Annotated in this window: 16 protein-coding genes; 8 read left to right on the plus strand and 8 right to left on the minus strand. The window is 73.0% G+C overall.

Translation table 11 applies throughout. From position 1 onward, the window contains the following. The first annotated feature begins 97 nt into the window (after positions 1–97). Positions 98–664, plus strand: a complete 567-nt coding sequence (locus tag SD460_RS21190; protein WP_290062877.1) for an RDD family protein — start codon at positions 98–100, stop codon at positions 662–664. Here SD460_RS21190 and SD460_RS21195 read toward each other — a convergent pair. Continuing rightward, positions 545–1,195 (minus strand): response regulator, encoded by a 651-nt coding sequence (locus tag SD460_RS21195; protein ID WP_290062876.1) that lies wholly within the window; start codon positions 1,193–1,195, stop codon positions 545–547. The two genes, SD460_RS21190 and SD460_RS21195, sit on opposite strands and share 120 nt — an antisense overlap. Positions 1,196–1,212: 17 nt before the next feature. Beyond that, positions 1,213–2,388 carry a sensor histidine kinase gene (locus tag SD460_RS21200; protein ID WP_318306593.1) on the minus strand — a complete coding sequence of 392 codons (1,176 nt, stop codon included), beginning with the start codon at positions 2,386–2,388 and terminating at the stop codon, positions 1,213–1,215. A gap of 145 nt (positions 2,389–2,533) precedes the next feature. Here SD460_RS21200 and SD460_RS21205 point away from each other — a divergent pair, with 145 nt between their 5' ends. From SD460_RS21205 to SD460_RS21215, 3 genes are all read left to right on the plus strand, one after another. Next, complete coding sequence (locus tag SD460_RS21205) at positions 2,534–2,971, plus strand: hypothetical protein (RefSeq protein WP_290054661.1); 438 nt, start codon at positions 2,534–2,536, stop codon at positions 2,969–2,971. Between the two features lie 9 nt (positions 2,972–2,980). Continuing rightward, a complete protein-coding gene (locus SD460_RS21210) occupies positions 2,981–3,343 on the plus strand; it encodes a MerR family transcriptional regulator (RefSeq protein WP_290054664.1) in 363 nt (120 codons plus the stop codon). 96 nt (positions 3,344–3,439) lie between these two features. Beyond that, a complete protein-coding gene (locus tag SD460_RS21215; protein WP_290054667.1) occupies positions 3,440–4,375 on the plus strand; it encodes an NADP-dependent oxidoreductase in 936 nt (311 codons plus the stop codon). Here the strand turns inward: SD460_RS21215 and SD460_RS21220 are convergent. Continuing rightward, positions 4,362–5,246 carry an AraC family transcriptional regulator gene (locus SD460_RS21220; protein ID WP_318306594.1) on the minus strand — a complete coding sequence of 295 codons (885 nt, stop codon included), beginning with the start codon at positions 5,244–5,246 and terminating at the stop codon, positions 4,362–4,364. The two genes, SD460_RS21215 and SD460_RS21220, sit on opposite strands and share 14 nt — an antisense overlap. Positions 5,247–5,334: 88 nt before the next feature. Between SD460_RS21220 and SD460_RS21225 the strand changes: the two genes are divergently transcribed. The 3 genes from SD460_RS21225 to SD460_RS21235 are packed head-to-tail and all read left to right on the plus strand — an operon-like array spanning position 5,335 to position 7,891. Then, positions 5,335–6,384: an acyl-CoA dehydrogenase family protein gene (locus SD460_RS21225; RefSeq protein WP_290054672.1), complete on the plus strand. Its 1,050-nt coding sequence runs from the start codon at positions 5,335–5,337 to the stop codon at positions 6,382–6,384. A 45-nt stretch (positions 6,385–6,429) separates the two neighbouring features. After that, complete coding sequence (locus tag SD460_RS21230) at positions 6,430–7,293, plus strand: oxidoreductase (RefSeq protein WP_290054674.1); 864 nt, start codon at positions 6,430–6,432, stop codon at positions 7,291–7,293. Next, positions 7,286–7,891 carry a TetR/AcrR family transcriptional regulator gene (locus tag SD460_RS21235; RefSeq protein ID WP_290054676.1) on the plus strand — a complete coding sequence of 202 codons (606 nt, stop codon included), beginning with the start codon at positions 7,286–7,288 and terminating at the stop codon, positions 7,889–7,891. Before SD460_RS21230 ends, SD460_RS21235 begins: the two co-directional genes overlap by 8 nt. A gap of 289 nt (positions 7,892–8,180) precedes the next feature. On the opposite strand, the gene trpA is transcribed toward SD460_RS21235, so the two are convergent. The 4 genes from trpA to SD460_RS21255 all read right to left on the minus strand — a co-directional run bounded on the left by trpA (position 8,181) and on the right by SD460_RS21255 (position 11,047). After that, a complete protein-coding gene (gene trpA, locus SD460_RS21240) occupies positions 8,181–8,978 on the minus strand; it encodes a tryptophan synthase subunit alpha (RefSeq protein ID WP_318306595.1) in 798 nt (265 codons plus the stop codon). Then, entirely contained in the window at positions 8,975–10,201 is a 1,227-nt protein-coding gene (trpB, locus tag SD460_RS21245) for a tryptophan synthase subunit beta (protein WP_290054681.1), read from the minus strand. Before trpB ends, trpA begins: the two co-directional genes overlap by 4 nt. A gap of 79 nt (positions 10,202–10,280) precedes the next feature. Then, positions 10,281–10,457, minus strand: a complete 177-nt coding sequence (gene trpM / locus SD460_RS21250; RefSeq protein WP_290054683.1) for a tryptophan biosynthesis modulator TrpM — start codon at positions 10,455–10,457, stop codon at positions 10,281–10,283. 53 nt (positions 10,458–10,510) lie between these two features. Next, the gene (locus SD460_RS21255) at positions 10,511–11,047 is read right to left on the minus strand and encodes a TetR/AcrR family transcriptional regulator (RefSeq protein ID WP_290054686.1); all 537 of its coding nucleotides are present in this window, start codon (positions 11,045–11,047) and stop codon (positions 10,511–10,513) included. A gap of 64 nt (positions 11,048–11,111) precedes the next feature. Between SD460_RS21255 and SD460_RS21260 the strand changes: the two genes are divergently transcribed. Next, on the plus strand, positions 11,112–12,146 hold the full coding sequence (locus SD460_RS21260; protein WP_290054688.1) for an aldo/keto reductase: 1,035 nt from the start codon (positions 11,112–11,114) through the stop codon (positions 12,144–12,146). A gap of 67 nt (positions 12,147–12,213) precedes the next feature. Here the strand turns inward: SD460_RS21260 and SD460_RS21265 are convergent, their stop codons facing one another. After that, on the minus strand, positions 12,214–15,348 hold the full coding sequence (locus SD460_RS21265) for a LamG-like jellyroll fold domain-containing protein (RefSeq protein ID WP_290054690.1): 3,135 nt from the start codon (positions 15,346–15,348) through the stop codon (positions 12,214–12,216). Positions 15,349–15,365: the final 17 nt, after the last annotated feature.

The following is a 15,365-nucleotide window of genomic DNA, read 5'->3' on the forward strand; positions in this document are numbered from 1 at the left end:
CGCCCGGCTCCGCCTCGGCCCCCGGTATGAGGACGTGGTCCGGTCCGCGGTGGGGCTCAGCGCGCGCCGGGCCGCCGGGACCGAGATCATGGGGGCCATGACCGGTTCCCGGCCGGGGCTGGGCGTCGTCGGGCGCCGCCTCGCGCAGTTCCTGCTGGACGAGCTGCTCGTCTTCCTGCCCATGCTGCTGCTCGCCATCGCGGTGGTCTGGCTGTTCCACCCGCACGGCCCCGGCTTGCTGACGTTCCTGAAGGTCGTGCTCTACACGATGCTGGCGCTCGACTTCGCCGGCCAGTGGTTCGTCAACGCGTGGTGGCCCTACCGCCACGGTGGGCAGACGCCGGCGATGCGCTGGCTGCGCCTGCGGGTCGTCACCGTCGACGGCGGGCACCCGTCGCTGGGCGCCTTCGTCGCGCGCGAGCTGCTGATGCTGGTCGACGGGTTCGCCTGGGGGCTGGCCGGGACCATCGTGATGCTGGTGAGCAAGCGGCGGCAGCGGTTCGGCGACATCGTGGCGCGCACGCTCGTCGTGCGCGTCCCGCGGTCAGCGGACCAGCCCGCTTTCCCAGGCCCAGATGGCGATCTCGGTGCGGTTGCGGACCCCGAGCTTGCGCTTGACCGCGCCGATGTGGGTCTTGACCGTGGGCATCGACACCACCAGTGAGCGGCAGATCTCCTCGTTGGTCTGACCGCGTGCCACGGCCCGCACGACGTCGGATTCCCGGGGCGTGAGCGGGTTTTCCGGGTTGCCGGCCCGCCCGGGGTCGCGGCGCGCGAAGTGCTCCAGCAGCCGGGTCGTGATCGCGGGGGAGACCAGCGCCTCGCCGTGCGCGGCCGCGTGCACGGCCTCGACGAGCAGGTTCGGCCCCGCGTCCTTGAGCAGGAACCCGCAGGCGCCGGCCCGCAGCGCCGCGTGGACGTTCTCGTCCAGCCCGAACGTCGTGACCATCACGACGTGCAGCGGCTCCGGGACGCCCGGGCCCGCCAGCAGCTCCGTGGCGCGCAGTCCGTCCACACCGGGCATCCGGATGTCCATCAGGGTCACGTCCGGGCGCAGCTCACGGGCCAGCCGCACGGCCTGGTCGCCGTCGGCCGCCTCGCCGACGACCTCGATGTCCGGCTCACCTTCGAGGATGAGCCGGAAGCCCGCGCGGACCATCGCCTGGTCGTCGGCGATCAGCACTCGCGTCGGCACCCCGGTCTCCCCTCGCCTCAGCCCGGTTCGAGCGGCAGCCGCGCGGCGACGCGCCAGCGCCGGCCCGCTGCCGGTCCCGCGTCGACCGTACCGCCCACCGCCGCCACCCGCTCCGCCATCCCGAGCAGCCCGTAGCCACCCCGGCGGGCGGGGCGGGCGGCACCGTCGTTGACGACCTCGACGCGCAGCGCACCGGGTGGTTCGTGGCGGACGAGCACCCGCACCTCGGTCGCCTCGGGCGCGTGGCGGCGGACGTTGGTGAGGGACTCGGTGAGCAGCCGGTGCGCGGTGGTGACGACCTCGGGCGCGACCGGGAGCGCGGCGAGATCGGGGCTGACGTCGAGGTGGACGCGCTCGTCGTCGGGCACCGCGCGGTCGACGGCGGTGAGCAGGTCGGCCGGCGGCACGAAGAAGGCTTCGTCGCCGGTGCGCAGCGCGCCGACGAGCCGGCGCATCGCGGAGAGCGCCGCCGCGCCGGCGGTTTCGAGTTCGGCGAAGGTCGCGGTGTCGCCGCCCGAGCGTTCGGCGACCCGGTGCGCGGCCTGGACCCGCACGACGATGCCGGTGACCTGGTGGGCGACGAGGTCGTGCAGCTCCCTGGCCAGCCGCAGCCGCTCGGTGTTGCGCAGCTCGTGGACCGCCGCGCGGTGGCGGACGTCGGCGTCGCGCAGGACCAGCCCGCCGGCCAGCGCGCCGCCCCAGAGCACGGCGGCCCCGGTGGCGTAGAGCCCGGCCGGGGTGCCGGCGCCGTACCGCACGATCGGCGCGAGCGTGGCCGCGCAGCCGCCGAGAACCGCTTGCAGGGCAGCCGCTTTCGGCGAGAGGCGGTGGCAGCACGCGCCGACCACCAGCGCCAGCGCGAGGGCCTCGGCCGCACCGGGCTGGGGCGGCAGCCGCGCGCCCGCCGCGGCGAGCGCCGCCGAGACCGCCGTGCCCAGCAGCGAAAGCCCGGAGACGGCGGTGGCGAGCGCGGCGATGTGGCCGGGGAACCGGCGGCGCAGCACGGCCAGCACGGCCACGACCGGCCCGAGTCCCGGCGCGAACTCGACGGCGACGGTGGTGAGCTCGCTGGGAGCGGCGCGCGTCGCGAGCACCGCGTCGAACACCACGAGCACGCCGAGGACGGCCACCTCGGCCACCAGCGGGCCGCGGCGGCCGGTCCACGGGATGCCCGGCCGGCCTGCGAAGGTCATCTGCCGATCGTGCCCGATCCCGGCCGCGGCGAAACTCGTACCCGGGTACGAGACGCCCGGCGCGATCTCCTACCGGCGGCTGAATCGCGGCCGCGGTGATCCGCGCCAGGCTTCGGGTATGGACGACCGAAGCACACGCACACCGATGCCGGAACCCACGATCCCGCCGGGGAACGGCAAGATCGAGGGGCTGCCGGGCTGGTACTTCGTTCTCGTCGGGCTGCTGGTGGCGAGCAACGACCTGAGCCTGCAGTTCAGCGACCGCCACAGCTGGGTCGCCGTGCTGCCGCTGGTGCTCGTCGCGGTGCACCTGACGCTCTGGTTCACGCTGCTGTCCCGGCGTCGCAAGTACCTGCGCGCGATCTGGCGCTCGAAGCAGGCGCTGGCGCTCGTCGCCGTCCTTTTCGCCCTGCGCCTGGGGTTGCAGTTCGGGCTGGCGAAGCTGACCGACGAAGCGGCGCCGCTGCACAGCTACCGGCACCTGGTGATCGGGCTGGCGATGCTGGTGGTGACGACCGCGGGGGCGTGGTTCGACCAGTGGCTGATCCTGCGGGTGGTGAACCGCGAGCCGGCGGCGGGGTAACTTCGAAGCATGAGGATCGGCGAGCTGTCCCGGCGCACGGGCGCGAGTGCGCGCTCCCTGCGGTACTACGAAGCGCAGGGTCTCCTGAGCAGCATCCGGTCCGAAGCCGGGCAGCGGCACTACTCCGACGACGCGGCCCAGCGCGTTTCGCTCATCCGGCAGCTGTTCGACGCGGGCCTGTCGAGCCGGGTGATCGCGACCGTGCTGCCGTGCGTCGAGACCCCCGGTGACGTCGGTGTCGTCGAGTGCGCCTTCGCGGTGATGAAGCGCGAGCGCGATCGGATCGACGCGGAGATCGCGCGCCTGGCCGAGACCCGGGACGCGCTGGACGGCCTGCTGGAGGTCAACAGCCGGCACCGCGCGCAGATGTGACCCGCGCCTCAGGCGGTTGCCCCTGACACCGGTGTGAGCGGTGACGATGGCCGCAGGTCCGGAACGTGCCGGGCCGGTCGTCGGAAAGGCGTGGAAATGGGACAGGCGTGGGGTTTCGGCAAGTACGGCGGGCCCGAGGTGCAGGAGTTCTTCGAGCGGCCCGATCCCGTCCCCGGTCCGGGTGAGGTGCTGATCCGGGTCGGCGTCGCCGGGGTCAACCCGCTCGATCACCTCCTGCGCGCCGGGCTGGTTCCCGGCCTCGACGGCGGGCGCCCGTTCCCGCGCGTGCTGGGGATGGAAGCCGCCGGGACCGTGCTCGCCCTCGGAGAAGACGTCGACGGGCTTCAGGTGGGGGACGCGGTTTTCGGCTTCGCGCTCACCGGCGGTGGCACCTACGCCGAGACGACCGTGCTGACCGCGGTGAACACCGCGCGCGTTCCGGCCGGCTTGTCCGCGACCGTGGCGGCGACCTTGCCGGTGGCCGGGACGACCGCGGTGGACGCGCTCGACCAGCTCGGCCTCCCGTCCGGCGCCACGATCCTGGTCAACGGGGTCGGCGGCGGGGTCGGCCTCGCCGTCGCCCGGCTGGCCGTGGCGCGCGGGCTGCGGGTGGTCGGGACGGGGAGTGCCGCCAAGCGGGAGCAGGCCGAGGCCGCCGGGGCGCAGTTCGTCGACTACGCCGCCGAGGACGTCGTCGCGGCGGCACGCGCGCTGGTTCCGGAGGGCTTCGACGGGATCGTCGACCTGGTCGGGGGTGCGTCGCTGCGGGCGGTGGCCCCGCTGGCCCGCGAGCCCGGCACCGTCGTCTCGGTGGGCGATCAGTCCGTCGGCGAGGTCGGCGGGCGGTTCGTCGAGCGCCGGCTCGGCCGCGAGAACCTGGAGCACGCCGCCCGGCTGGCCCTCGACGGCGTGCTCGTACCGGTGATCAGCGCCGTCCACCCGCTGTCCGACGCCCCGGCGGCCCTGGCCGCGGTCGAAGACGGGCACGCGGCGGGGAAGGTGGTCGTCGAGGTGGGCCTCAGCCGTTCGTGAGGGCGGTGCGGAACCGGCCCGGCGCCACGCCGTACTCGCGCCGGAACGCCGCCGAGAACGCGAACTCCGTCGCGTAGCCGACCTGCGGGGCGATGCGGGCCAGTGACGCGTCGGTTTCCCGGAGCAGCCTGGCGGCGCGGCCGAGCCGCCAGGTGGTCAGGTAGGTCATCGGCGGCCGGCCCACCGTCGTGGTGAACGTCCGCGAAAACGCCGTGCGGGGCATGCCCGCCACCTCGCTGAGCCGGCCCACCGTCCACGGCAGCTGCGGGTTTTCGTGGATTTCCCGCAGCGCCGCGGCGATCCCGGGGTGGGTGACGGCCGGCCACCCGGACGTCCCGTCGCGCTCGTGCCACTGCCGCAGCGCCTGGACGAGGACCAGGTCGAGCAGCGCCCGCCGGGTCGCGGCGGAGCCCGGGCGGTCCGTGGTGACGTCTTCGGCCAGCAGGTCGACCAGGGAACGCAGCCCCGGGTCGCGGTCGTGGTCCGGCGTCAGCACGATGAGGTCGGGCAGCGCGCGCAGGTACTGCGGCGCGCGACCGCGGTCGAGCCGGTAGGCGCCGCACAGGAACTCGAAGGAGACGGGCCCCGGCGACGGCGGGAGCGGGCCTGGCGCCACGAGCGTGAGGTCCGCCAGTGCGCACGGGACCGGGCTGAGCCCGTGCTCGGCGCCGGCGGACGTGAGCACGATGTCACCGGGCCGCAGCGGCACCGGGTCGCCGTGGCCGATCAGCCAGCACGTGCCGCGCATGAGGATGTGGAAGCCGCTGCCGTCGAACGCGGCGAACCGGATGCCGGCCGAGGCGAGCTTGATCAGGCGGACGCCGGCCGTCCCCACCCGGACGGTGCGGACCACTTCGCTGATCAGGTCCATGGCGCCAGCTTAACGGTGCACGGCCGCGTATGAATCGGCGCCGTTCGCGCATGGCACGGCCGGCGCCGGCGGTGGTTGGGTCGGCAGGGTGATCGACTACGTGAACGCCGCGACCACCGAGGTCCTGCGCGCCCATGCCGCGAAAGCGGAAGAAAACCTGCGGCCGGCCGGTGAGGCACTGGCCGCCTTGCGCGAGGACGGCGTCTTCGCCCTGCGGACCCCGCGGGAGCACGGCGGCGCCTGGGCGGACGCGGAGACCGTCGCCCGGCGGCTGACCGGGCTGGGCCGGGCCTGCCCGTCCACCGCGTGGATCGCCGGGGCCTGCGTCACCGCGAAAACCCTCGCCGCCCGCACTTTTCCCGCAGCGGCGCCGTTCTTCGCCGATTCGGACGCGCTCTTCTGCGGTTCGGGCGTGCCCGGCGCCCGGGGCGTGCGCGTCGCGGACGGCGTGCGCGTCACCGGCCGCTGGCCGAACGTCTCGGGCTGCGAAGACGCGGCTTGGGCCACGCTCGCGGTGCTGGTGGACGGCGAGTTCTCCTTCGCGGTCGTCCCAGCGGCTGACCTCGTCGTCGACCGGACCTGGGACATGGCCGGCATGCGCGCCACCGGCAGCCACACCCTGGTGGCGGCCGACGTTTTCGTGCCCGCGGAACGCATCGCGGCGGGGGCGCCGTTCCCCCTGGCCGACGCGATGCTGTACGCCACGACCGTGCTCGGCCCGGTGGTGGGCGCCGCGCAGGGCGCGCTCGACGCCGTCACCGCGATGTTCGCCTCGGACCGCAAGCCCTTCATGTCCGCCTACTCGCGCATGGGGGAGTCGCCGGGCGCCCGCCACTGGCTGGCCGAGGCGAGCTACCTCGTGGGCCGCGCCGAACGGACGATGCTCGAAGTCGCCCGCGAAGCGAGCTCGGCCGAATTGTCCCCTGTGGACGGTCCGCGGCTGCGCCGGGCGCTCGCGGACGCCGGCCAGGACAGCCGCGCCGCCGTCGAGCGGATGCTCGACCTGCACGGCGCGAGCGGGTTCGCCACGACGAACGTCCTGCAGCGCTGCTGGCGGGACGTCGCCGTCGGCAGCAGGCACCCGCACCTCAACCCGTACCTCGCGGTGGAGAACCTCGGCGTGGCGCTGACCTCGTAGTCGACACTGTGTAGAATTTTTTCTACGAGGTGTAGAGTTGAGGTCATGACGAAGCGAACGTTCCTGATCACCGGCGTGAGCAGCGGCCTCGGCCGCGCCTTCGCCGAAGGCGCGCTGGCGGCCGGGCACACCGTCGCCGGCACCGTGCGCAAGCCCGCCGACCGGGCCGCCTTCGAAGAACTGGCGCCCGGGCGCGCCCACGCGCGGCAGCTCGACGTGACCGACGACGACGCGGTCTCCGCCGTGGTCGCCGAGGTCGAGCGCACCGTCGGCCCGATCGACGTGCTCATCGCGAACGCCGGTTACGGGCACGAGGGCGTGTTCGAGGAGTCGCCGATGGCCGAGCTGCGCGCGCAGTTCGACGTCAACGTGTTCGGGGTGGCGGCCACCGTCCACGCGGTCCTGCCGGGGATGCGGAAGCGGCGCTCCGGGCACATCTTCGCCGTCAGCTCGATGGGCGGGCTGATGACCGTGCCGGGGCTGGCGTACTACTGCGGCAGCAAGTACGCGGTGGCGGGGATGCTCGAAACGCTGGCCAAGGAGGTGGCCGGGTTCGGGGTGCGGGTGACCGTCATCGAACCCGGCTCGTTCCGGACGGACTGGGCGGGCCGCTCGATGGTCCGCAGCGAGCGGTCGATCGCCGACTACGACGAGCTGTTCGAGCCGATTCGCGCGGCCCGCCACGCCGCCAGCGGCAACCAGCTGGGCGATCCCGCCAAGGCCGCCGCGGCGGTGCTCGAGGTGGTCGAAGCGGAAAAGCCGCCGGTGCACCTGGTGCTCGGTTCGGACGCGTTGCGCCTCGTGGCGGCCGGCCGTGCCGCGGTGACCGCCGACATCGAAGCGTGGGAGGAGCTCTCGCGGTCCACGGACTTCCCGGACGGGCACCAGATCGCGGCGAACGATGCCTGAGCCCGGGCGCCGGCGTGCGGCACCGTCCAAAGGGGACCTGCGCGAGGCGAAGCTCCTCGCAGTCCTCGAGGAACTGCTGGCGGTCAAGACCTTCGACGCGCTCACGACCAACGACATCGCCGAGCGCGCCGGGCTGTCGCGCGCGTCGATGTACTTCTACTTCAGCTCGAAGCAGGAGGCGCTGATCGCGCTCTTCGCCAAGACCGTCGAAGCACTGCACGAGAAGTCCCGCGCGGCGGCCGGCGACCCGGCGCCGCCCCGCGACGCGATCGCGACGGCCCTGCGCCGCACCCGCGAACGCTGGCACGAGCACGGCCTGATCATGCGCGTCGCGATCGACCAGTCCTCGGCCATCCCCGAACTGGGCGCGCTGTGGATGCAGACCGCGGAGATCTTCATCGACGCCATCACGGCCATCCTGGTCCGGGCCGGCGCCGCGGACGACGAGGGCCCCGGCGGCGCGCGGGCCGTCGCGGGCGCGTTGTGCTGGATGATCGAGCGGACGTTCTACCACGCGTCGGCGGTGTCGCCGGAGGCACTCGACGAGGCGTCGGAGACCTGCCGGGTGGTGTGGCTCCGCGCGGCGGGGATCGAGTGAAGGGCCGGGCCCGCGCCACCGCGAGCCCGGCCCGCCACTCAGCCGGCGTGAGCGCGCACCCCGGCCGCGAGCCGGCCGGAGGCGTCCCAGACCTGCCGGGTGGCGGGGATCGAGTGACGGCGGGCCCGCGCTGCCGCGAGCCGGCCCGCCACTCAGCCGGTGGGGGCGCGCACCGCAGCCGCGAGCCAGCCGTGAGGCACTCGACGAGGCGTCCGAGACCTGCCGGGTCGTGTGGCTCCGCGCGGCGGGGATCGAGTGAAGGGCCGGGCCCGCAGGCCCGGCCCGCCACTCAGCCGGCGTGCGCGCGCACCCCGGCCGCGAGCCGGCTGGTGAGGCGCTCGAGCCCCGCCAAACCCTCGCCGCCGTCGAGGAACGGGCTGACGAGGGCCGAGCCGACGATCACCCCGTCGGCGAACCCGGCGACCTCCGCGGCCTGGTCCGCGTCCGACACCCCCATGCCGACGCACACCGGCAGGTCGGTGACCGCGCGCAGGCGGCGGGCCAGGACGGCGGCGCTCGCGTCCACAGTGGACCGGGTGCCGGTGACGCCCATCAGCGCGGCCGCGTAGACGAAGCCCGTGCCGGCCGCGGCCGTTTCCGCGAGCTGTGCGTCCGTGCTGCTCGGTGCCACCACGAACACCGTCGCCAGCCCGTGCTTCGCCGCCTCCCGCCGCCACGGTGCCGACTCGGCCACCGGCAGGTCGGGCAGCACGCAGCCCGCGCCGCCCGCGTCGGCCAGCTCGCGCGCGAACCGCTCGATGCCGTAGCGGGACACCGGGTTCCAGTAGGACATCACCAGCACCGGCTTGCCCGTGGCCGCGTGCACTTCGCGGACCGTGCGCAGGACGTCCGCGATCCGCACCCCGCCGCGCAGCGCGATGTCGTCGGCGGTCTGGATGACCGGGCCGTCCAGCACCGGGTCGCTGTGGGGGACGCCGACTTCGACGATGTCCGCGCCCGCGTCCAGGGTGGCCCGCAGCGCCTCGATCCCGCCGTCGACGGTGGGGAACCCGGCCGGCAGGTACGTGATGAGCGCGGCCCGGCCCTCGCGCTTCGCCCGGGCGAGTGTCTCCGTGAGCGGGCTCATCGCGCGGCCTCCAGTCCGAAGTGGACGGAGGCGGTGTCCATGTCCTTGTCGCCGCGCCCGGACAGGTTCACCAGCAGGAGGGCGTCCGGGCCGAGTTCGGCGCCTGCCCGCAGGGCCCCGGCCAGCGCGTGCGCGCTTTCGATCGCCGGGACGATCCCTTCGGTCGAGGCGAGCAGACGGAACGCGGTCATGGCTTCGTCGTCGGTCACCGGGCGGTACTCGGCGCGGCCGGAGTCGTGCAGGTGCGCGTGTTCCGGGCCGACGCCGGGGTAGTCGAGACCGGCCGAGATCGACCAGGCCTCCTGGATCTGGCCTTCGTCGTCCTGCAAAACGTACGAGCGGGAGCCGTGCAGGACGCCGGGTTCGCCCGCCGACAGGGACGCCGCGTGCTTGCCGCTGCGCACGCCGTGGCCCGCCGCTTCGCAGCCGATCAGGCGGACGCCGGGATCGTCGAGGAACGCGTGGAACAGGCCGATCGCGTTGGACCCGCCGCCGACGCAGGCGATCGCGGCGTCGGGCAGCCGTCCGGTCCGCTCGAGGAGCTGGCGGCGGGCTTCGACGCCGATGACGCGCTGGAAGTCGCGGATCATGGCCGGGAACGGGTGCGGCCCGGCGACCGTGCCGAACAGGTAGTGGGTGTCCCCGACGTGGGCGACCCAGTCGCGGAACGTCTCGTTGATGGCGTCCTTGAGGGTGCGGGACCCCGACGTCACCGGCACCACCCGGGCGCCGAGCAGCTCCATCCGCGCCACGTTCACCGCCTGGCGGCGCATGTCCGTCTCTCCCATGTAGACGGTGCAGGCGAGGCCGGTCAGCGCGCACGCGGTGGCGGTCGCGACGCCGTGCGAGCCCGCGCCGGTCTCCGCGATGACGCGGGTCTTGCCCATCCGCTGGGCCAGCAAGGCCTGGCCCAGCGCGTTGTTCACCTTGTGCGAGCCGGTGTGGTTGAGGTCTTCGCGCTTGAGGAAGACTCGCGCGCCCCCGGCGTGCGCGGCGAAGCGCGGCACCTCGGTCAGCGCGCTCGGTCGGCCGACGTAGTGGGCGAGCAGGTCCTCGAACCGGGCGACGAAGGCGGGATCCGCTTTCGCCCGTTCGTACTCGGCGGCGACCTGGTCGACGGCGGCGACGAGCGCCTGCGGGACGAACTGGCCGCCGAAGGCACCGAAGTAGCCCTTGGGGTCGGGGAAGTGTCCCGGCGGGGCCGGGAAGAAGAAGTCGGGCATGGCGATGTGCTCCTGACCCGGGACGTCCCGGGTGGTTCGTGGCTGGTCGGGGATCACCGGAGCGCACGAACGCGCGAGCTCACCGGGTGAGCCGGTGATCCCTCGCGACGCGCGGCAGCCGGCGCCATCGCATCCCGTCGACCTGGCCCGCCTCGGCGCCGATCGCGTACCGCACCCGGCGTCCGCGCACGCGCCGCGCGGGCGCCTGGCAGCCACGCGGCCGGCGGCCACGGGCGAAGCGGACGGTGAGGGGCACGAACGCAGCTTAACCCGCCGGAACGCGGTTCCGGCAAGCGCTTATCAGCCAGGTCACGACTCGATGATCGCCAGCAGGGCCGCCGCGAACGGGCCGGGGTCGAGGTCGCCGCGGACGGCGAGCTGCTGGGTGTAGCCGTGGCAGAGGGCCACGAACGCTTCGGCGATCCGGGCCGCCTCGGCCGGTTCGCGGCCGGGCAGGAGCGCGGCGACCGCGGCGCGCAGCTCGTCGAGCTGCCGCTGGACGAGCGCGGCCAGGGGAGGGGAGACGGCGGCTTCGGCGTAGATCTGCGCGACGAGCCGCGCGTGGTCCTCCTCGCGGGCGATGGCGCGGATGTGCTCGGCGAACTCGCGCACCGACGCGGCCGTCAGCTCGGCGGGCAGGGCCTGCGTCGCCTCCTCGCAGATGGCGGTGACGATCTCGTCCTTGCCCTTGAAGTACCGGTAGATCGCCCCGACCGAGAGACCGGAGGCTTCGACGAGGTCGGTCATGGACGTGTGGGCGAAGCCGTGCGTGGCGAAGCGGGCGCGGGCCGCGTCGAGGATCTGCCGGCGGCGGGCGTCGAGGTGGGCTTGCGTGACTCTCGGCATAAAAGAATGACCATTCGTTTTTTTCTGCTAGCGTCCTGACCATACTGGTTCAAGGAGGCTTGTGGTGCGTTATCGGACGTTCGGACGGCAGACCGGGCTGCGGGTCTCGGAGTACGTGCTGGGCACGGCCAACTTCGGCTCGGCACCCACCGGCGCGGGGGTCGCGGGCGCGAAAACGATCTTCGAGGGGTTCGTCGCGGCCGGCGGCACCACTTTCGACGTCTCGAACATCTACCAGGACGGCGAGGCCGAGACCGTGCTCGGCGAACTCGTCGGCCGCGAGCGCGACGACTTCGTGCTGATCACCAAGTACAGCGGGACCCGGCAGGCGGCGGCACGGGCGGGCACCACCGGCAACAGCCGCAAGACGATGATCCGCTCCCTGGAGGAAAGCCTGCGGCGCTTGAAGACCGGCTACGTCGACGTCTTCATGCCGCACTTCCCCGACGGCGTGACGCCGATGGCGGAGATCCTGGCCGGCTTCGAGGACCTGATCCGCGCGGGCAAGATCCGCTACGGCGGCCTGTCGAACTTCCCGGCCTGGCGGATCGCGGGTGCCGCGGTCCGGTCGGAGCTGGGCGGGTACCCGGCGCTGGCCGGCATCCAGACCGAGTACAGCCTGGCCGAGCGGTCCGCGGAACGGGAGCTCCTCCCGATGGCCGAGGCCCACGGGCTCGGCGTCGTCCTGTATTCACCGCTGGCGGCCGGCCTGCTGACCGGGAAGTACCGGCGCGGCGAGCAGGGCAGGCTCAGCGCCCGGCCGGCGGACGCCGCGAAGGCGGCCGTGCTGGACGCGGTCCTGGACGTCGCCGAGGAGACCGGGATCGGGCCGGTGCAGATCGCGCTGGCGTGGCTGCGCCGGCGCGCGGCCGAGGCCCGGACTTCGCTGATCCCGATCGTGGGCCCGCGCACCCCGGTGCACCTGCAGGGGTACCTCGACGCGCTGGACGTCGAACTCTCCGATGAGCACTACGACAGGCTGACGGCGGCGAGTGCGATCCGGCTGGGTACGCCCCACGAGGACGTGGCGGGCGCGCTGGCCCACGGCCTCGACGGGGATCGGAGCCTGCTCGACGCGCCGCTCGTCCCCGTGCACTGAACTCCGCGGGCACGCAGATGCGGGTGCCGCGATCGAGATCGCGGGCACCCGCATCGCCGGTGTGCCGTCAGGAGAGCTGGGCCACCTCCGCGTCCGTCAGGGCCTGGCCGGCCAGCCGGACGTCGTCGACCGCGCCGCTCCAGAAGTCGACGTTGCGGCCGTCGTACTTGGCCCGGCCGACCGTGAACGCGCCGGTGCTCGCCACCGCCGGTCCGGCCGCGGCCGTCGCGACCTTCACGCCGTCCACGTAGAGCCGGATTTCGTTGCCGGCCCGCACACCCGTGAGTGAGTACCAGCGGCCGATCTCCGGCACGACCTCGTACCGGGCCCGGTTGCCGCCGGGCGTGCTGAACGCGAACGCGCCCTGGCCGTACTGCAGGTAGAACGGGCTCTCCCGCTCGCGGCCGTCCTGGCTCACCGCGGTCGCGTAGTTGCCGGGCAGCTGGTCGAGCCGCACCTTCGCGGACACGGTGTAGTCACCGGTCGTGTCGACGACCGGGCCGTAGGTGTCGGCCGAGCCACCGGTGAACTGCAGCGCGCCGTCCTTGAACGCGGCCCCGGTCGGGGTGAGCGTCAGCGCGTTGTTGCCGCCGCTCGAATCCCTCGCGGTCGTTCCGCCGCGCTCGTCCAGGTTCCACGCGCCCTTGCCCGCGTACGGGTACGGCTTGCCCGCGTTGGCGCCGGCCTCGATCACGCGCCGGTTGATCTCGCGGACCGGACCGGGGTCGACCTTGATGCGCTTGCGGTCGTAGGTCCAGAGCCCGTTGAGCTCGCCTTCGAGGTCGGTGACCTGCGTGTACACCGAAGCCGACAGCTCGGCCCTGGCCTGCCCGAGGTAGAACGTGCGGGTGTTGTCGACGTACTTCGCCGTCAGCGCCGCCTTGTCCGCCACCCCGCTGTAGATCGCGATCGGCGCACCCGGCCACTGGTGACCCGGCGTGCGCAGCGTGAAGCCGCCGTGCTCGCCGTCCATCGCGACGCGCTTGCCGTCCGAGTGGGCCGGGTCGGTGTTGTTGTAGTCGTGGTGGTCGATGACGTCACCCGCACCCGAGTCGCCCTTGGAGGCACAGCAGTTCACCCCGCTGTGGGCGCTGACGATCCGGCTCGGGTCGGCGGCCTTGACCTGGTCGGTGATCCGGCCGGTCGCGGCCTTGTCCCACTCGCCCCAGCCCTCGTTGAACACGATCCAGGCGTAGACGGACGGGTAGTTCTGCAGCTGGTGCATCTCTTCCAGACCCTGGCTGAGCCACGCCTGCTGCGCCGCCGGGTTGTTGCCGTCGTCGAGGGACACGAAGTCCTGCCACACCAGCAGTCCCAGCTGGTCCGCGTGGTAGTACCAGCGGGCCGGCTCGACCTTGATGTGCTTGCGGACGGAGTTGAACCCGAGGTCCTTCTGCGCCTTCAGGTCGAAGACGAGGGCGTCGTCACTCGGCGCGGTGTTGAGGCCGTCCGGGTAGAAGCCCTGGTCCAGCTGCATCAGCGAGAAGAACGGCTTGCCGTTGAGCGTCAGCTTGGGCGTGCCGTTGACGTTCGTGATGCCGGTGGACCGCATGCCGAAGTAGCTCTTGACCTTGTCGCCGCCCAGCTTGATCTCCAGCTGGTAGAGGTACGGGTCGTCCGGCGTCCACAGGTGCGCGTTCGGCACCGCCAGCTTCAGGTTCGCGTTCGCCGGGCCGCTGACCGTGCCGACCTGGCGGCCGCGCGCGTCCTTGGCGACCGCGGTGACGACGGCGTTGCCCGCGGACTTGACATTCACCGACAGCGAGCTGGTGGTGAGGTCGGGCGTCGTCTTGATCTCGTCGATGCCCTTGTCCGCCACCGGCTCCATCCACACCGTCTGCCAGATGCCGGACGACGGGGTGTAGAAGATGCCACCGGGGTTGGGGGACTGCTTGCCCTTGGGCTGGTACGGGCCGGTCGTGTCGGTGACGGCGACGACGATCTCCTGCTCGTCACCGCGCTTGAGGGCGTCGGTGATGTCGGCGCTGAAGGCCAGGTAGCCGCCGGTGTGCTCGGCGACGAGCTTGCCGTTCACCCAGACCTTGGCCTGGTAGTCGACCGCGCCGAAGTTGAGCTTGAGGCGCTGCCCGCCGCCGATCTTCCAGTCACGCGGGACGCTGACCGTGCGGCGGTAGAACATGTGGTCCTCGTGCCGTTCGAGCCCCGAGAGCTGCGACTCGATCGGGTAGGGCACGACGACCTTTTCGGGCAGCTTCTTGCCGAACGTCGGCTGCTGGCCCTCCTTGGCGGCGGAGAACTCCCACGGGCCGTTGAGGTTGACCCACTTCTCGCGCTCGAGCTGCGGCCGCGGGTACTCCGGCAACGGGTTGCGCGGGTCGGCCTTCTCGCCCCACGGCGTCTTGAGCCGTTCCGTCGACGCGTTCGAAACGGTGCGTCCGGACTTGCCGATCTTGACGCCGTTCACCGCGAGCGCGCCCGCGCCGTCGTAGTAGACGGTGACGCGCTGGCCCTTGAGCACGCGCTCGGCCAGCTGGATCGTCGCCCGGTCGCGGCCGGCCGTGATGGACGAGATCGGCATCGGCGTCGCGTCGACCTCGATCAGCAGGTGGTCCTTCAGGTCGCCGGTGCCCGAGAGGCGGCCGTCGAAGCCGGCGGTGAGCGTGCGCCCGTCCTTGGACACGTCCGCGGTGCGCGGCACGACGGCGAAGTCGGCCGGCGGCGTGAACGCCGACAGCGGCACGATCTGCTTCGCGATACCCGCGCTCGACCAGCGCAGGAACATGTTGGCGCCGCCGGTGTCCTGGAACATCTCGAGCTTGAAGTCGTACTGCTTGCCGGCGGTCAGCGTGACCGGCGCGCTGGTCTGTTCGGTGTCCCAGTCGCCGACCCAGTGGTCGATCACCGGGGCGCCGTCGATGAACAGCCGGAACCCGTTGTCCCCGATGGCGTAGAACGTGTAATCGCCGGTCGTCGGCACGGCGAGCTGCCCGCTCCAGCGAGCGGTGGTGTGCTCGGTGCGCCCGGCGACCAGCCCGAAGACCGAGGTCAGGTCGGGGTGGTTGACCTCCGAGTCGAGGGCGGTCCCGGCGAGGGTGGCGAAGTCGTGCGCGTCGGGCGTCGACGGCGTGAAGTACTCGGCCTTCAAGCCGTGCACGGGCTCGGCGGCCCCCGCGGGCGGCGTACCGGACGCCACGCCCAGCGCCACCAGGAAGGCGACGAGTACGGAAGCGGCTCTTCTCATCGGCGAGGTCCCTTCGG

The sequence above is a fragment of the Amycolatopsis solani genome (assembly GCF_033441515.1).
Lineage (GTDB): Bacteria > Actinomycetota > Actinomycetes > Mycobacteriales > Pseudonocardiaceae > Amycolatopsis > Amycolatopsis solani.

What these genes read in the sequence shown, in the direction of transcription:
- SD460_RS21190 (WP_290062877.1), top strand. Translation starts at nt 98, where the DNA reads ATGACCGGTTCCCGGCCGGGGCTGGGCGTCGTCGGGCGCCGCCTCGCG.
- trpB (WP_290054681.1), bottom strand. Translation starts at nt 10,201, where the DNA reads ATGCCCGACTTCTTCTTCCCGGCCCCGCCGGGACACTTCCCCGACCCC.
- trpA (WP_318306595.1), bottom strand. Translation starts at nt 8,978, where the DNA reads ATGAGCCCGCTCACGGAGACACTCGCCCGGGCGAAGCGCGAGGGCCGG.
- SD460_RS21210 (WP_290054664.1), top strand. Translation starts at nt 2,981, where the DNA reads ATGAGGATCGGCGAGCTGTCCCGGCGCACGGGCGCGAGTGCGCGCTCC.
- SD460_RS21265 (WP_290054690.1), bottom strand. Translation starts at nt 15,348, where the DNA reads ATGAGAAGAGCCGCTTCCGTACTCGTCGCCTTCCTGGTGGCGCTGGGC.
- SD460_RS21205 (WP_290054661.1), top strand. Translation starts at nt 2,534, where the DNA reads ATGCCGGAACCCACGATCCCGCCGGGGAACGGCAAGATCGAGGGGCTG.
- SD460_RS21200 (WP_318306593.1), bottom strand. Translation starts at nt 2,388, where the DNA reads ATGACCTTCGCAGGCCGGCCGGGCATCCCGTGGACCGGCCGCCGCGGC.
- SD460_RS21220 (WP_318306594.1), bottom strand. Translation starts at nt 5,246, where the DNA reads ATGGACCTGATCAGCGAAGTGGTCCGCACCGTCCGGGTGGGGACGGCC.
- SD460_RS21235 (WP_290054676.1), top strand. Translation starts at nt 7,286, where the DNA reads ATGCCTGAGCCCGGGCGCCGGCGTGCGGCACCGTCCAAAGGGGACCTG.
- SD460_RS21215 (WP_290054667.1), top strand. Translation starts at nt 3,440, where the DNA reads ATGGGACAGGCGTGGGGTTTCGGCAAGTACGGCGGGCCCGAGGTGCAG.
- SD460_RS21255 (WP_290054686.1), bottom strand. Translation starts at nt 11,047, where the DNA reads ATGCCGAGAGTCACGCAAGCCCACCTCGACGCCCGCCGCCGGCAGATC.
- SD460_RS21230 (WP_290054674.1), top strand. Translation starts at nt 6,430, where the DNA reads ATGACGAAGCGAACGTTCCTGATCACCGGCGTGAGCAGCGGCCTCGGC.